Source organism: Vibrio sp. RE86 (assembly GCF_013114545.1).
GTDB lineage: Bacteria > Pseudomonadota > Gammaproteobacteria > Enterobacterales > Vibrionaceae > Vibrio.
Genome location: NZ_VTXI01000005.1, coordinates 210,797 through 226,466, shown reverse-complemented (window position 1 = coordinate 226,466; position 15,670 = coordinate 210,797). Strand labels below are relative to the sequence as shown.

Sequence of the window (15,670 nt, the reverse complement as noted above, 5' to 3'; positions counted from 1 at the left end):
TTCGTTATGCTAAGGATAGCATCAACAATATTGGCGTTTTCTGTACTGACTTTCTCTTTTGGTGGGTTTGCTTACACCACTCAGCAAACGTGGCTTGATCCCCAATTTGTCTCAACAGCGTTCATCAATGTCGCACTGCGTAACGAGTATTCCGAGGGCAAAAAGCCTCTGATGAAATGGCGTCAGCCCATCAAAATTTGGGTTCAACATCGGGTTGATGATAAAGAACTCCATGACTCATTAACCAATGCTCACCTCAACCATTTGAGCCAGATTACTGGCCACCCAATCGAGCGAGTATCAACTCGAGAACAAGCCAATATCATCTGGGTCTACACTCGTGAATCATTGTGGCGGGAAGACATAGAACGCGAGATGGGAACATCCTCTCTGAAGAATATTAAAGGGGCGATTTGTAAAGCAGGTTTTAGGAAAAATCGTGACAGTTCAATTCACTCTGCCGCTATTATTATTCCGGTCGACCAGGCAAGAGAACAAGGTAAGTTGCTGGCCTGCATTGTCGAAGAGATTACCCAAGTACTCGGCTTACCTAACGATTCTGACAGCGCCTATCCGTCAATTTTTAACGACAATACTCCCGAGGATCTTCTTTCCCCACTTGATGTTGTTTTACTTAAACTGCTTTACGAGCCAGAACTTAAAGTCGGAATGACGGAGTCACAGGTTAAACCTATAGTGAAAAAGCTTTTGGTGCAGTATAAAAAAAACGGCACGCTTAACGGTGCCGTTTCTGTCGCCAAAAGTGGTGAGCTATTTATTCTAGTGGGTTACTAGAGCGTTACTTAGCGCGTTTTTTCAGTTCGAATTCAAACTCGTCAGGATAAAGAACCACACCCTCTTCATTGTCATTTGGGAAAACAACCACTGACAGCTCATCGTCTTCTAAACCGTGTGTCCAACGACTAAACCACTTCGCTGTTGAAATGGATTCTGGTTTACAGTGTTCCCACTCACCTGTTGCCCATTGAGCTGCAAACTCTTCATGAGGCCAAACTGGTACACAATCCTCATCTTCAGTGTTGAGCATCACACAGCCATGTTCATCGGTTAGAATCCACACCTTACGATGGTTAGCAATCTCTTTGATACAGTAGTTAAAACGCTCATCTGGGCGCATTTTATTGACAGTTTCTAGCTGCTCTTTCGAAAGTGACATAGTATCTCTCCAAAAATAAAACGCCCACGGCATGGCCATGGGCGTTTAGAATCTACATTCGCTTAGAAATTAAACTAGCTCAGTTTGTAGCCAAGGCCAGCCTTGCTTCTTACGGCTTAGTGTGTTTTCCATCATTAGCACGCCATCTTTCTCGTGCTTAACTAGCTTCTCAGCCCACTCACCTTTGAACAGTAGACGAGTTTGAGCAGTAGTGATATCTGTTAGCATTACAGCGGCAAATGCTAGACCGTCTTTCTCACAACGAGTTTCTAGGTCTGCTTCTAGCGCTTCAATCATGCCATCAACTTGCTCAAGAGTCGCAAGCTCAACCTGACCAACAACAACATCACGGCCGTTGAATGGGTAACCTTTTAGGTCTTTCTCAACAAGTTCAGCTGCTGATAGGCCTTCGATGTTTGTTTTCGCAATCAGAAGATCTTTAATGAATGCGTCAACGTCTGCTACATCTGCAATTGCTGCTAGCTCTTCAACCGCATCTTTATCTTTCTGAGTACAAGTTGGAGACGCGAAACCTACTGTGTCAGATAGGATAGCTGACATCATTAGCTTAGCGATTTGTGGAGTGATTGCATGACCTTCAATCTTGAACATGTTGAACAGTACTGTGTTAGTACAACCAACAGGCCAGATCCACGCTTCCATTGGGTTCACTGTCATCACATCACCTAGACGGTGGTGGTCAACGATACCTAGGATTTCTGCTTCAGCCACATCATCAGGTGCTTGAGCTAGATCTGAGTAGTCTACTAGCCAGATTTTCTCGCCAGCCACTGAAGTACGTAGTTCAGGAACTTCTGCACCCGCAACTTCAAGAATGTGTTGAGTTTCACGGTTAATATCACCTTGGCGAATTGGCATAGCTTCAACGCCACGAGCTTTTAGTAGCTCAGTTGCTACTAGTGCACTACAGATACTATCGCTATCAGGGTTCTTGTGACCTACAACTAGAATCATCTTTTTTCCTATCTGACTATATTTCTTCCCAACTAGGGACCATTACTCACAAACCCGACATTTTACCTGTTTTTGGCAATTTGTCATCGGCTCGAAAAAGAATATTTACGCATAAGGCATGACAAAAGCCACTTCGTATGCTGGCCTACTTTTAAGTTTAGCACCTAAAGCGCCAAATCAACGAGCTGTAGCGGCATTAAGCACTGACTTATTCATCTTGTTATCCGTACTGTATTTTCATGTCGCTTCTCACAATCTTTGGCTGTTTTGCACGCTCGGTAGGAGACTTTGTGCAGATTCTCCAAATATTTTATTGCAAATAATTCTCATTAACATATAGTTGATAATAATTCGCATTAACACATTGTCGGCTTATGAATTCTCTAAGACTTTCTTTTTCCGTACCAAGTTGGCTATCACTGAATCAATTTCGTCCGGTATATAAACGCCTAATATTGCCAGTGACACTTCTTGCTTTAGTCGCATCGGACGTGACGCGCGACGTTACGGTCAATACGCTTTCCGATGCTTTCTGGGCAGTATCAAGCTATGTCGCTTTTACTTTAGCGATCTACCACTACCTTTCGGTGTTCATCAATCGAGAAAGCAAAATCGTCAATTTGTACAACTCGTCTCGAGATCATCAAGTGTTTTTCGCGGCTTTGCTTGGCGCACTTCCTGGGTGTGGAGGCGCTATTATTGTCACGACTCAATTTGTTAGTGGACGAGTCGGGTTCGGTGCCATCGTTGCCGTTCTTACTTCTACAATGGGCGACGCCGCCTTCTTGCTGTTAGCCAGTCAGCCAGACTTAGGGCTTGCTGTAGTAGCGCTTGGAGTGTTTGTCGGTGCAATGTCAGGCTGGGTCGTCAATGCGATTCATAAAGACGATTTCCTTCGCCCAGAAATGAGCGCTTTGACAGAACGATTCAGTTGCCAAAACGACGATTCGAGTAGTTTTGAAAAGAAAGCGATTAACCTCCAAGGTGCTTTCTGGAAATGGTTACTCGTACCTGCAACCATCATTGCTGCTCTGGGTTCATTTCAAGTCGACATTAACGCCCTGCTTCATCTACCGGATATGAGTATTGAGTGGCTTGGCGCGACGCTTATCATTGTCAGTATGTTGCTGTGGTCTGTTACTAAAGAGATCAAAGATTACGAATCGACAGTTTCTGAAGACAAAAAGCAGATTTCATCTCATCCAATTCAAAAAGCAGCGCAAGATACCAACTTTGTTACCGCTTGGGTTATCCTCGCCTTTATGGCTTTCGAACTGATTACTTTCTTCGGACAGATCGATTTAGCAACGACATTGTCTGGATGGGGTGTTTGGATGCCACTTATGGGCGTTGCTATTGGCTTGCTTCCTGGCTGTGGACCACAAATTTTGGTAACGAGCCTCTATATTTCGGGCGCAGTACCATTGTCAGCCCAGCTAGCTAATGCCATTTCTAATGATGGTGACGCACTATTCCCTGCGATTGCGCTTGCACCAAAAGCGGCACTTGTCGCTACCATCTATTCAGCTATTCCCGCGTTTATTGTGGGCTACGGCTACTACTTCCTATTTGAATTATAACGCTAACAACCTTGGCTAAGTCACATACAATAAGATTGGTATGACACAAAAAAGCGCCCTCGTTTGAGGGCGCTTATTTATGCTAAGTGAAACGTATTATTTGTGACGCTCTTTCAGTTTATTCACCACATCATTCATCGACAAACCTTGGTCCTGAAGAAGTACCATTAGGTGATAAATGAGGTCTGCTGATTCACATACTAGCTCCGCCTTATCACCCGACGTCGCCGCAAGCGCGACTTCAACGCCTTCTTCGCCCACTTTCTGCGAAATACGCTTGGTGCCACGTGAATATAGATGTGCAGTGTAAGAAGATTCTGGATCGGCGTCCTTGCGGGCAGCCAGTAGTTGCTCAAGTTGATGAAGCCACACCATTTGGCTCTCTTCCTGTGGGTCAACATCCCAACATGTCGTGTTACCTAGGTGACAAGTTGGGCCAATAGGATTTACTTTCACTAACAACGTATCGTTATCACAGTCCAACTGCATATTCACGAGTCGAAGCACGTTGCCTGAGGTTTCACCCTTAGTCCAAAGACGCTCTTTAGTGCGTGAGAAGAAGGTCACCTGTTCCGTGTCAGCCGTTTTCTTCAGCGCATCTTGGTTCATGTAACCCATCATTAGCACTTGGCTTGATTGGAAGTCTTGAACAATTGCAGGAACAAGGCCATCGACCTTCTCCCAGTTTATTTTTTCAATCAGAGTGTTTACTTCTGCGGTGGCAAAACTCATACACGCACCTCTACACCTTGTTGTTTTAGATATTGTTTCAGTTCACCGATGTTGATGACTTGCTTGTGGAACACCGAAGCAGCAAGTGCACCATCTACGTTTGTTTGCTTGTAAGCGTCAGCAAAGTGTTCCATAGCTCCCGCACCGCCTGAAGCAATCAATGGCACGTTACACACTTCTCGAACCATATTGAGCTGCTCTAGGTCGTAACCGTTACGCACACCATCTTGATTCATCATGTTAAGTACGATTTCACCAGCACCGCGCTTTTGCACTTCTTGCACCCAATCTTTGGTTTCCCATTGAGTAGCTTTAGTACGCGCTTCATCACCAGTGAACTGGTAAACCTGATATTTGCCTGTTTCTTTGTCGTAGTATGAATCGATACCGACAACAATGCACTGAACGCCAAATTTATCTGCAAGCTCAGTGATCAGCTCTGGATTGGCCAGTGCTGGAGAGTTGATGGATACCTTATCAGCACCGAACTCTAGAATTCGCGCTGCATCTTCTGCTGACTTGATGCCACCAGCGACACAAAAAGGAATGTCGATAACTTCTGCTACGCGCTGTACCCAGCTTTTATCAACCACACGACCATCACTTGAAGCCGTAATATCGTAGAAAACCAGCTCATCTGCGCCTTCTTCAGCATAACGCTGTGCTAAAGGGACGATGTCACCGATGATTTCATGGTTACGGAACTGGACACCTTTCACCACCTGACCATCGCGTACGTCCAAGCAAGGGATTATTCGCTTTGCCAACATTCAAATGCCTCCTCTGCTGTGAACTTACCATCAAGTAGCGCACGACCAACAATCACACCTGACACGCCAGTACCTTTCAGTGCTTCAATATCCCCTAGAGAGCCAATACCACCGGAAGACTGGAATTGAACCTGAGGATATTGCTTACATAGGTCAACGTACAACTCTACATTTGATCCTTCTAACGTACCATCGCGTGAAATGTCGGTACAAAGCACGTGCTTTAGACCAACGGTTAGGTAATCATCAATCAAGGCTTCGATGGTTACGCCTGAATCTTCTTGCCAGCCAGAAATCGCGACTTTACGCGTACCGCTTTCATCGATATTGATGTCCAGTGCTAAAACGATTTTTTCTGCACCGTATTTTTCCATCCAACCTTTAACAAGCTCTGGTTGTTTTACAGCGGTGGAACCTACAACCACGCGTTGTGCGCCTGCTTCTAGTAGATCGACAACGTCTTGCTCAGATCGAACACCGCCACCAATCTGAATGTTTGCTGGTGTACTAGCCAGAAGCTTGGCAATCAGATCTAACTGACGTGCCGTCGTGTCTTTTGCACCTGTTAAGTCGACAAGGTGCAGCCAACCAGCGCCTGCTTGGTGATACAGATTAAACTGCTCAGCTGGATCAACTTTGTACTCGGTTACTTGTCCGTAGTCACCTTGATAAAGGCGAACTACCTGACCTTCAATTAAATCTAGTGCTGGAATAATCACTTCGTTATGTCCTTATCCTTAGGATCTATTTGCCCTAGCGAACTACAGTTCTAGGAAATTCTGAATCAGTTTTGAGCCTGCTTTTGAAGAGCGCTCTGGGTGGAATTGCACGCCATAGTAGTTGCCACTTTGCACAGCTGCTGTGAATGGCTTGCCGTACTCACATTCTGCGATGGTGTAACCGCCTACTGGCATACCAAAGCTATGTACAAAGTAGAAATACTCACCTTCTTCAATCTCTTTAAACAGTGGGTGTTCAGGCTTAGCTTTCACCGTATTCCAACCCATGTGTGGAAGCGGAAGTTCACCGGTTTCTAGCAGTTTCACTTCGCCCTCACAAAGGCCTAGACATTCAACAAGCTCATCGGCTTTTTGGCCTTTCTCTTGAGATACTTTGCCCAGTAATTGCATACCAAGACAGATACCAAGCAGCGGTTTTTCAACCTTCTTCACCAGCTCAATCAAATCTCGTTCAGCAAGGTTCTTCATCGCCTCGCTTGCAGTTCCAACCCCTGGCAGGAATAGCTTATCTGCGCTAAGAACAACTTCAGGCTCTTTAGAGATAGTGACTGGGTAACCAAGACGTTCAATCGCGAACTTTACCGATGAAACGTTGGCACACCCTGTATCAATAATGACGACTTTTTGATCTTTCATTATCTAATCCTTTCGCTGTTACAGCGTTCCTTTGCTACTTGGCAGTTCATTACCTTCAACCTTGATTGCTTGACGCATAGTACGGCCAAAGGCTTTAAATAGGCTTTCGATGATGTGGTGGTCGTTGTTACCCGCTGAAGATAGGTGCAGCGTGCAAGCTAGTGTGTCTGTCAATGAGCGGAAGAAGTGAACCACCATCTCAGTCGACAGGTCACCCACTTGTTCACGGCTGAACTCAGCATCAAACTTCAGATAAGGGCGGCCAGAAAGGTCTAATGCACACTGTGCTAGACACTCATCCATAGGCAGGCTGAAACCAAATCGACCAATTCCACGTTTGTCGCCTAATGCTTCTTTCAGAGCAGAACCAAGAGCAAGGGCTGTATCTTCGATGGTGTGGTGATCGTCAATATGTAGGTCGCCTTCAACGTTACATACGATCTGGAAGCCACCGTGCGTTGCGATTTGATCAAGCATGTGGTCAAAGAAACCGAGGCCAGTAGAAATTTGGTTCCCGCCTTGCTCATCAAGATTCACGCGAACTTTGATGTCGGTCTCTTTGGTAGTGCGAACCACTTCTGAAACTCGAGCTTTCACCGTTAGATCTTTAAGGATCTGCTTCCACCCCATGGTTTCAGGGTTGTATTGAATGCCTTGAATTGCCATGTTCTCTGCCAGTTGAAGATCGGTGATACGGTCACCAATCACGACAGAATTTTGGAAGTCTACTTTACCAGCTTGAAGGTACTCTTTCACCATGCCTAACTTTGGTTTACGGCATGAACAGTTGTCTTCTTCAAAGTGCGGGCAGATTAGAACATCGTCAAACTTAACGCCTTGCGATTCGAAGATCTCCATCATCATATTGTGTGGAGCATCAAACTCATCTTGAGGGTAGCTATCTGTGCCAAGACCATCTTGGTTAGTCACCATAACCAAACGGTAACCCGAGTCTTGCAGTGACAGCAAGCTTGGAATAACAAATGGTTCTAACTTGAGTTTATCTAAACGGTCTACTTGAAAATCAACCGGCGGCTCAACAATCAGAGTGCCATCACGGTCAATAAATAGGATTTTTTGTTGCTTGCTCACTCGAACTTCCTTATTTCAAAATAGGTAGCTCCTGCAAAGGGCAAGAGCTAAAAATGGTTAGTTGTAGTAATTTCTAATAAAGCCAAGTGTTTTTTCACACTCATCTCGGCTACCAATACTAATGCGAACACAGTTTTCGATAGGCGAATTACGAAGAATAATTCCGTTGTCCCACGCGGCTTTAAACAGTGCGTCACCGTCAGGGAATTTGACCAGTAGGTAATTGCCCCACCCCTCAAAAATCTCAAGGCCTGGGATCATAGTTAAACCTACCTGTAAATAGGCACGGTTAGCGTTAAGATCGAGAACCTGATATTTCGCACGAGCCAAGCCTGCTTCAGATAACGCCTGAGTAGCAATATCCGCGACAGGAATAGGCACTGGATACGGTGCAATCACTTTAAGCAGCACATTGATTAGCTCTTCATTGCCCAGCGTGAACCCGCAACGAAGACCAGCTAACGCAAAAGCTTTTGAAAGCGTGCGTAAGATTGCTAAGTTTGAGTACTGTTCAAGAAGATCTTTCGTCGATGCTTCTGGACAGAAATCGATATACGCTTCATCCATTACGACGATTGCGCGGTCTTTGGTCATCTCTAGCAGTGAGATGATGTCCTCACGATTAACTAGATTACCTGTTGGATTGTTTGGGCTACATACAAAAATAACTTTAACTGTATCTAAGTTCGCTTCAATCCCATCAAGGTCAAGCTGCCAATCGGCTGTTAGAGGAACCGTTTTACGCTCAACTCCAATTGTTTCAGCACTGATTGAATACATGCCGTATGTTGGTGGACAGTAAAGGATTGAATCTTCCCCTGGCTCACAAAAGGCACGGATCAGAAGCTCAATTCCTTCATCAGCACCACGTGATGTCAGGGTCTGCTCTGGCTTCACTCCAGCATAGGCAGCATAAGCTTCGATAAGCTCTTTTGGCTGACATTCGCTATAACGATTTAAACGAGAAAAATCCGTTTTATATTCGTTGTCGAATGGCGATTCGTTAGCATTGAGCCAAACATCCCCACTACCGCCAATACGTCGAGCAGAAAGGTAAGGCGTCAATTGTTGGACTTGTTTACGTGCTAGCTTTTCCATCTCAACTTTCCTTATGCGTTTTTCGCTGCAAGCTTTTCTACTCGAATCGTTACCGCGCGCTTGTGTGCATCTAGACCTTCCGCTTCAGCCATCGTCACTACAGTTGGTGCTAGGGTTTGTAAACCTTCTGCACTCAGCTCTTGAACTGTCATACGCTTAGAAAAATCCGCTAAGCCGAGGCTTGAGTATGTACGCGTATAGCCGTAGGTAGGCAGAACGTGGTTAGTCCCTGACGCGTAATCACCCGCTGACTCTGGTGACCAATCACCCAAGAAGATAGAACCAGCGTTGTCTAACAGAGGTAGAAGCTCACGTGGGTTCTTAGTCTGCACGATCAAGTGTTCTGGACCGTAATAGTTTGAGATTGATACCGCTTGAGTTAGCGATTCTGAAATAATGATCAAACTAGATGCTAAGGCCTTTTCTGCAATGTCAGCACGAGAAAGTTTTTTAAGCTGCTTTTGGACTGCATCCGTCACTTGGTCGGCAATCACTGGTGATGGTGTCACAAGAACAACTTGAGAATCAGGGCCGTGTTCCGCTTGGCTCAACAGATCCGCCGCAATGAAATCTGCATCTGCTGTGTCGTCAGCCAGTACTAGCACTTCCGAAGGGCCAGCTGGCATATCAATAGCGGCACCACGGAAATCATTGCTTACTTGACGCTTTGCTTCTGTCACGTATGCATTGCCTGGACCAAAGATTTTATCGACTTTAGATACCGTTTCAGTACCGTAGGCCATCGCTGCAACCGCTTGGCCGCCACCTACGTTATAAACTTCATCAATGCCACAAAGCTTTGCTACATATAAGATTTCGTCAGCAATAGGTGGTGGAGAACAAAGAACGACTTTGTGGCAACCCGCGATTTTGGCAGGCACACCCAGCATAAGGACCGTTGAAGGTAACGGCGCGCTTCCTCCTGGAATGTACAAACCTACTTTCTGAATCGGACGAGTTACTTGCTCACATACCACACCTGGTTGAGTTTCAACTTTAATAGGTTGTGGTTTTTGCGCTTTGTGAAACTTAGCAATGTTCGAGTATGCTTGTTCGAGTGCCTGCTTCATCTGCTCAGACAGACGCGAACACGCTTCGTCAACTTCTTGCTCAGATACACGGATAGACTCTGGAGTCACTCCATCAAATTTTGCTGTCAGCTCACGTAATGCTGCATCTCCTTCAGTACGCACTTTAGCAATAACTTCAGAAACTGCCGCGGTAATATTCGCGCCTTCAGTAATAGCAGGACGCTCTAAGATTGAATCTTGTTGCGTTTCACTTAATGATTGCCAAACGACCGTTCTCATCCTAGTTACCCCATCATTTTTTCGATTGGAAGAACAAGAATAGAACTTGCACCTAGCTCTTTTAGTTGCTCCATGGTTTCCCAGAACAAGTTCTCAGTACTTACTAGGTGAACCGCCACTTTGTCTTTGTCTGTAGACAGAGGAAGTACTGTTGGATCTTCTGCGCCAGGTAGAAGAGACTTGATTTGCTCTAGCTTGTCTGTTGGTGCGTGCAGCATGATGTATTTAGACTCTTTCGCTTGCTGAACACCTTGCATTCGAGTCAACAGCTTTTCAATCAGCGCAGTCTTATCTGCATCAAATTCGCCCGTTCGTTGGATTAACGTTGCTTTAGATTTGAAGATGATTTCTGCTTCTTTTAAGCCGTTGGCTTCAAGCGTTGCACCCGTTGAGACTAGGTCAGCGATTGCATCCGCAAGACCTGCGCGCGGCGCTACTTCAACTGAGCCAGTCAGCATACATGTTGAGAACGGTACACCTTGCTCATCCATATACGCTTTTAGCAGTTGTGGGTAAGTTGTCGCGATACGTTTGCCAGCTAAGTCTTGTGGGCCGTTGTACTCTTCGTCTTTATCAATCGCGATCGAAAGTCGGCAACCACCGAAGTCCAAACGACGCAGTTGAACAAAATCAGAAGGCTCACCCAAGGCTTTGCGGTCTAAACGTACTTCTTCTAATTCATTTTCACCGATAAAACCAAGGTCAACCACACCATCCATAATTAGACCTGGGATGTCATCATCACGAACAAGAAGAAGATCAATCGGCATGTTTTCGGCGTGTACGACAAGACGCTCGCCCATGATGTTAAATTTAGCGCCACATTTTTTAAGTAGAGTTTGGCACTCTTTGCTTAGGCGGCCTTTCTTTTGGATTGCGATTCTTAGGCGTTGTGTTTGCATTGCGGTATCCCTGTGCAAGATTTTGTAATTTGTAAATTTGTTTAGGCTATAAAATTGAAAAACCCTCGGAAGAGTTTGTTCTCCCGAGGGTTCTTAATCTTGTAGTTTGCGATTATAGCCTCCGGGAGTTTCCTGTCCCCCGGGTATGCGTACATCTCCCGAAAGACTAGACTGGGTGATGGTGATGATGAATGTTCATGACTAAATTACGCATACTTATAAGCTCTCAATGTTTCGCTTTGTTGATATCCACACTAACCAAGGCGACAACATTTTTCAACCATTTATTTAAACTTTTTTCATTTTGTAATATACAAATAAAAAAGGGAGCAAACGCTCCCTTTTTAGTCATTATCAATCAACACATTACGCGCTTTGACAGCTCGCCATCTTTGACTTAGATAGGATAGATAGCAATACACAAACCGCGACAAACGCAACAGATGAAACTGCAAACGATAGACCAACTGAAGCTGTCATACCTAGCGTGATAAAACCAATACATGAAACAGCAGCAACAGACAGCGCGTAAGGCAACTGAGTCGCGACGTGGTCAATGTGATTACAACGGGCACCCGTAGACGATAGGATTGTCGTATCTGAAATTGGAGAACAGTGGTCACCAAATACAGAGCCTGCAAGTACCGCACTTAACATTGGTAGCATCAGCGCAAGATCAGTTGCACCAGCCATGTCACCTGCAATCGGTAACATGATGCCGAATGTACCCCAAGATGTACCCGTAGAGAACGCCATTAAACCAGAAAGTAGGAACAGAATAACAGGTAGCCAATGTGGGTTGATGTTACCTTGAGCCAGTGTCGATAGGTACTTACCCGTGTTCATGTCACCGATAACTGAACCGATTGTCCATGCAAATACAAGGATTAGGATTGCGCCGAACATAGATTTAGCACCAATCCAAAGAGTACGTGAGATCTCGCTAAATGCGATGCCTTGCTTAACCACTGTGAACAACGCAACAACTAGACCAACGATACCGCCATAAATAAGCGACATGCCTACATTTGTATTTTCAAACGCACCAAGTAGATTGAACTCAACGCCATCAGACGCAAGTGCTTGACCACCGGTGTAAAGCATTGACGCTACTGTTGCTACAATCAAAGAAACGATTGGAAGTACTAGGTCAGAAACCTTACCGCTTGCGCTCTCTTCTATATCTAGCTCTTCGTTCAGCTCGTGTGCTTCTTCTGAATCTTCAGCCTGCTCTTTTGCAAAACCGTGGCCACGAGACGCCGCAATTTCATGCTCACGCATCTTACCGATATCTAGGCCAAACCACGCTACAGCGAACACCATTAGCAGCGCAAATACCGCGTAGAAGTTCATTGGGATCAAACGTACGTATGCACCTAGCGCAGAATACTCAGTGATACCGTGAGAAACTAGAATACCACCAATGATCGTCATGATGTATGCGCCCCAGCTTGATGCCGGCATGATCACACACATTGGCGCTGCAGTAGAGTCAAGAATATACGCTAGCTTCGCACGAGATACATAGAAACGGTCAGTAACAGGACGAGAGATCGCACCAACAGCTAGACTATTGAAGTAATCGTCAACAAAAATGAAAACGCCTAAGAAAGCCGCGAGAAGTTTAGAACCACGTTTACTCTTAACACGTGTTTGCGCCCACTCAGCAAATGCACGTGTACCACCTGAAAGTGTTAACAGCGCGGTCATCATACCAAGTAGTAGCAAGAAGCCGACAATACTCATATTCCAGGTATTGATACCGCCATCTTCAATAAAGACGCTAGAAACGGTTGAACCAACATAGCTAAGAGCACCACCTACTGAGTAATCATTCAGTAGAATAGCGCCAAGAACTATACCAACACCAAGCGAAACAAGAACGCGACGTGTAAGGATAGCAAGACTCAAAGCCACGATTGGCGGCAAAAGAGATAAAGGAGATGATGCAAAATCAATTAAATTCATGATCTTCAAAAACCAGTAATAAATGGTTAGAGATCTACTGCAGACTAAAAGCCAGAAATCATTTCTAGACAAATAGATAAGTTAAGCGACGGGAAAGCGAATGCTTATCCCAGCCCTACAGTAGCGCTCCATAGTTTTACAAATTATAGACTATGGCAGTGTTACCCCTTTCGAGTGTAACCCCAGCGAGCACCTTTGATATGGATACCCACTTCGGCGAAATAACCTTTCCTGTTTGTTCATTGGCATCACCCCAACAAACATTACTTATTTATTTCGCTCCTCTACCGCGAGTGATGAAGTTTTAAACTATTGAAAAGTCATTTTAACAACAATTTAACCAACACTTCGCATTAGGTGGCGCCCATTGTACTTATCTAAAGCACCATTTCAACATATCATTCCAATTTTATGGTTACTTTTATAGGCAACAAGCTCTGCCTAAGCTTCCACGGAAGATGAATATTCATCTTGATACGAAGTTCGTCTACTACTTTTCATGATAGAAGTTGAATCGATAATCTGTATTTACGTACCTATAAATGGGTATCGTTTGGAGCGTTAATTCAAATAATGCTTTGATAAGGTAAACTAGCATTCCGTTTAGGATTCATAATGCAAGACATATAAATTTCAGTAAACTTGATAAAGCACACTTTCAATTCCATATGAAACCAAATTGAAATATTCAACGTACAATATTTGATTCACCAAAACCTAACGCCAGACTTTTAATTCGATATAAGCAATTTGTTTAATTAATTGAACTAATAAATTAATTAAATTTACACTGTAGTGATTGTATTATTTTTTTTAGGCGTTTATGATTCTTATATCGGCAACTTATATTATGAAGAGATGAATAAATGTCGGAATTAACAAAGACACTTTTAAACATTCGTAGCCTACGTGCATTTTCGCGTGAGCTAACTTTAGAGCAGCTAGAAGAAGCTCTAGATAAATTAACTACTGTTGTTACTGAACGTAAAGAAGCAGAAGAAGCTGAACGTGAAGCACAGGCTGAACAACAAGCTAAACTTGCCGAAATTGCTAAGCAAATTGAATCTCTTGGCCTAGATAAAGAAGCGGTACTAAACGCATTATCAGGTGAGACTGCAAGCAAACCAAAATCTAAGCGCGCACCACGCCCTGCAAAATATAAGTTTGTAGATGCGTCAGGCGAAGAAAAAACTTGGACAGGTCAAGGCCGTACTCCTTCAGCAATCCAAGACCAGTTAGATGCAGGCAAATCACTAGAAGATTTTCTAATCTAATTCGTTATTAGAATTGTTATTTAAAAAAGCGCCTATTTGGCGCTTTTTTTATTCGTCTCGCAAAGAAAAAGCCTCATGATAATGAGGCTTAATATTAAGATTAACGTTCCCAGTACGCTTCTTCTAAGCTGTCTTCTCGCTCAGGTAAACCACGAGATAAACGAGGAGAGTGCTGAACTAGCACTTCGTAGCTAGCGCGGTTTGAATACTTACATACTTGAGAAAATGATGAATACGTCAAGTAAGAGTGCGCGTGTTTGCTTGAGTTTGGCACATTCTCTTTATGGTATTTATTTGCCGCCATATCATGAAGAAGTGCAGATAACGCCGCATCACCCGCTCCATTGGTGTTTTTAATTTTCTCTGGGCCACCCATATATGGTGCAATGTGGGAATAGATCTTAATCGGGTTCTCACATAAATCTTTTGATGCAGGGCGGCTAAATTCGTAGCGGTTAAATTCTGCAATACTACCCGGTAAGAGCGGCAGTGACGTTTCACGTTTTGCTGCTTCTTCAGTGTAACCAGCCATAAACAGGCCCACAGGTCCCGCGGTGCACAAAACTAAGTCCACCCAATCTAACGCTTTATCTGAAGCAGCAAGAGGATCGGCTTCACCCGTTAATGCTTCCGCTTCGTCTTCATTCATTGCGACAACTGAAACATGGTCACGCAAAAAGTCTTGCCAGAATTTAGGGTCATCTTGAATAACAAATTTAGTCCCTAACGTCAGAACAACCGGTACTTCATATTTCTTTGCATACTCAATAGCCTTCATTGTCGCTTCTGGCATTGGGTCGCCTTCTTTACAACGAACTAAATAAGCCGTCAAAACAAGTGCTGATGCATTTTTGAAGATCTTTTCTGGGATGCTTTCAGGTTTGAGCTGATTCATTTGGCCTTCACTGATTGCAAACGTACGTTCACCATCTTCAGTGATTAACGCAAAACAGCGACCAATCGCGCCTTCAACACCCTGCAGATGGTTAAGATCCATGCGGCTTGAAGTGTTACAAAGGTAACGGTAACCGTAACTACCAATCTTAATATCTTGGCTCATTACACCCAGCAGTGTTGAACGGTCATCCGCTAATACAGAATAGTTGTGTAGAGTGTTACCGATCGTTCCACCTGCATACTCATTGGTGATCAGCTCACAGTCCTTTAACTCGTTATATAAAGCTTCTGCAGTTACGTCATCAATAACTAAAGAGTGTCCCTTACTCAGATTGTATTTTTCGATCAGTTCACTGCTCACTTTTGCTTCAATATCAACTAAGGTTTGATCGATACCAATAATATGCGTGCGTGACATCTTCTTGCTTTCTTGAGCTTGGCTCACTAGAGGATCACGAGCATGAACAGGAAAGTAATGCTTAGATTTACGTTGACCAGGAAATTTCATAGATATTTTTC

The 15,670-nt window shown here is 44.3% G+C and carries 15 protein-coding genes, 1 riboswitch and 1 other annotated feature; of the genes, 3 read left to right on the top strand and 12 right to left on the bottom strand.

Annotation, left to right across the window (positions count from 1 at the left end):
* Positions 1–6 precede the first annotated feature (6 nt).
* Positions 7–795 carry a DUF2927 domain-containing protein gene (locus F0231_RS07430; protein ID WP_171759084.1) on the top strand — a complete coding sequence of 263 codons (789 nt, stop codon included), beginning with the start codon at positions 7–9 and terminating at the stop codon, positions 793–795.
* Positions 796–799: 4 nt separating this feature from the next.
* Here the strand turns inward: F0231_RS07430 and F0231_RS07425 are convergent, their stop codons facing one another.
* Positions 800–1,177: a DUF2750 domain-containing protein gene (locus F0231_RS07425; RefSeq protein WP_171759083.1), complete on the bottom strand. Its 378-nt coding sequence runs from the start codon at positions 1,175–1,177 to the stop codon at positions 800–802.
* A 69-nt stretch (positions 1,178–1,246) separates the two neighbouring features.
* Positions 1,247–2,152, bottom strand: coding sequence for a manganese-dependent inorganic pyrophosphatase (locus tag F0231_RS07420; protein WP_171759082.1), 906 nt, complete (start codon positions 2,150–2,152; stop codon positions 1,247–1,249).
* A 374-nt stretch (positions 2,153–2,526) separates the two neighbouring features.
* On the opposite strand from F0231_RS07420, the gene F0231_RS07415 reads away from it, so the two are divergent.
* Positions 2,527–3,732: a putative manganese transporter gene (locus tag F0231_RS07415; protein WP_171759081.1), complete on the top strand. Its 1,206-nt coding sequence runs from the start codon at positions 2,527–2,529 to the stop codon at positions 3,730–3,732.
* Between the two features lie 96 nt (positions 3,733–3,828).
* On the opposite strand, the gene hisIE is transcribed toward F0231_RS07415, so the two are convergent.
* The 9 genes from hisIE to F0231_RS07370 all read right to left on the bottom strand — a co-directional run bounded on the left by hisIE (position 3,829) and on the right by F0231_RS07370 (position 12,980).
* Positions 3,829–4,464 carry a bifunctional phosphoribosyl-AMP cyclohydrolase/phosphoribosyl-ATP diphosphatase HisIE gene (gene hisIE / locus F0231_RS07410; protein ID WP_171759080.1) on the bottom strand — a complete coding sequence of 212 codons (636 nt, stop codon included), beginning with the start codon at positions 4,462–4,464 and terminating at the stop codon, positions 3,829–3,831.
* Positions 4,461–5,234, bottom strand: coding sequence for an imidazole glycerol phosphate synthase subunit HisF (gene hisF / locus F0231_RS07405; RefSeq protein ID WP_171759079.1), 774 nt, complete (start codon positions 5,232–5,234; stop codon positions 4,461–4,463). Before hisF ends, hisIE begins: the two co-directional genes overlap by 4 nt.
* Positions 5,216–5,953 carry a 1-(5-phosphoribosyl)-5-[(5-phosphoribosylamino)methylideneamino]imidazole-4-carboxamide isomerase gene (hisA, locus tag F0231_RS07400; RefSeq protein ID WP_171759078.1) on the bottom strand — a complete coding sequence of 246 codons (738 nt, stop codon included), beginning with the start codon at positions 5,951–5,953 and terminating at the stop codon, positions 5,216–5,218. The genes hisF and hisA overlap by 19 nt, the downstream gene beginning before the upstream one ends.
* Before the next feature lie 42 nt (positions 5,954–5,995).
* Positions 5,996–6,610 carry an imidazole glycerol phosphate synthase subunit HisH gene (hisH, locus tag F0231_RS07395; RefSeq protein ID WP_171759077.1) on the bottom strand — a complete coding sequence of 205 codons (615 nt, stop codon included), beginning with the start codon at positions 6,608–6,610 and terminating at the stop codon, positions 5,996–5,998.
* Positions 6,611–6,628: 18 nt separating this feature from the next.
* Positions 6,629–7,702 carry a bifunctional histidinol-phosphatase/imidazoleglycerol-phosphate dehydratase HisB gene (gene hisB, locus F0231_RS07390; RefSeq protein ID WP_171759076.1) on the bottom strand — a complete coding sequence of 358 codons (1,074 nt, stop codon included), beginning with the start codon at positions 7,700–7,702 and terminating at the stop codon, positions 6,629–6,631.
* A gap of 57 nt (positions 7,703–7,759) precedes the next feature.
* Positions 7,760–8,800, bottom strand: a complete 1,041-nt coding sequence (gene hisC, locus F0231_RS07385) for a histidinol-phosphate transaminase (protein WP_171759075.1) — start codon at positions 8,798–8,800, stop codon at positions 7,760–7,762.
* Positions 8,801–8,811: 11 nt separating this feature from the next.
* The gene (gene hisD, locus F0231_RS07380) at positions 8,812–10,110 is read right to left on the bottom strand and encodes a histidinol dehydrogenase (RefSeq protein WP_171759074.1); all 1,299 of its coding nucleotides are present in this window, start codon (positions 10,108–10,110) and stop codon (positions 8,812–8,814) included.
* Positions 10,111–10,115: 5 nt separating this feature from the next.
* A complete protein-coding gene (hisG, locus tag F0231_RS07375) occupies positions 10,116–11,012 on the bottom strand; it encodes an ATP phosphoribosyltransferase (protein WP_171759073.1) in 897 nt (298 codons plus the stop codon).
* 53 nt (positions 11,013–11,065) lie between these two features.
* Positions 11,066–11,203 (bottom strand) — a sequence feature (His leader region).
* Positions 11,204–11,378: 175 nt separating this feature from the next.
* Entirely contained in the window at positions 11,379–12,980 is a 1,602-nt protein-coding gene (locus F0231_RS07370) for a Na+/H+ antiporter NhaC family protein (protein ID WP_171759072.1), read from the bottom strand.
* A 113-nt stretch (positions 12,981–13,093) separates the two neighbouring features.
* Positions 13,094–13,275, bottom strand: a riboswitch (Lysine riboswitch).
* Between the two features lie 571 nt (positions 13,276–13,846).
* Here F0231_RS07370 and F0231_RS07365 point away from each other — a divergent pair.
* Complete coding sequence (locus F0231_RS07365) at positions 13,847–14,254, top strand: H-NS family nucleoid-associated regulatory protein (RefSeq protein WP_171759071.1); 408 nt, start codon at positions 13,847–13,849, stop codon at positions 14,252–14,254.
* 100 nt (positions 14,255–14,354) lie between these two features.
* Here the strand turns inward: F0231_RS07365 and F0231_RS07360 are convergent, their stop codons facing one another.
* Complete coding sequence (locus tag F0231_RS07360; protein WP_171759070.1) at positions 14,355–15,659, bottom strand: inosine/guanosine kinase; 1,305 nt, start codon at positions 15,657–15,659, stop codon at positions 14,355–14,357.
* Between the last annotated feature and the right edge of the window lie 11 nt (positions 15,660–15,670).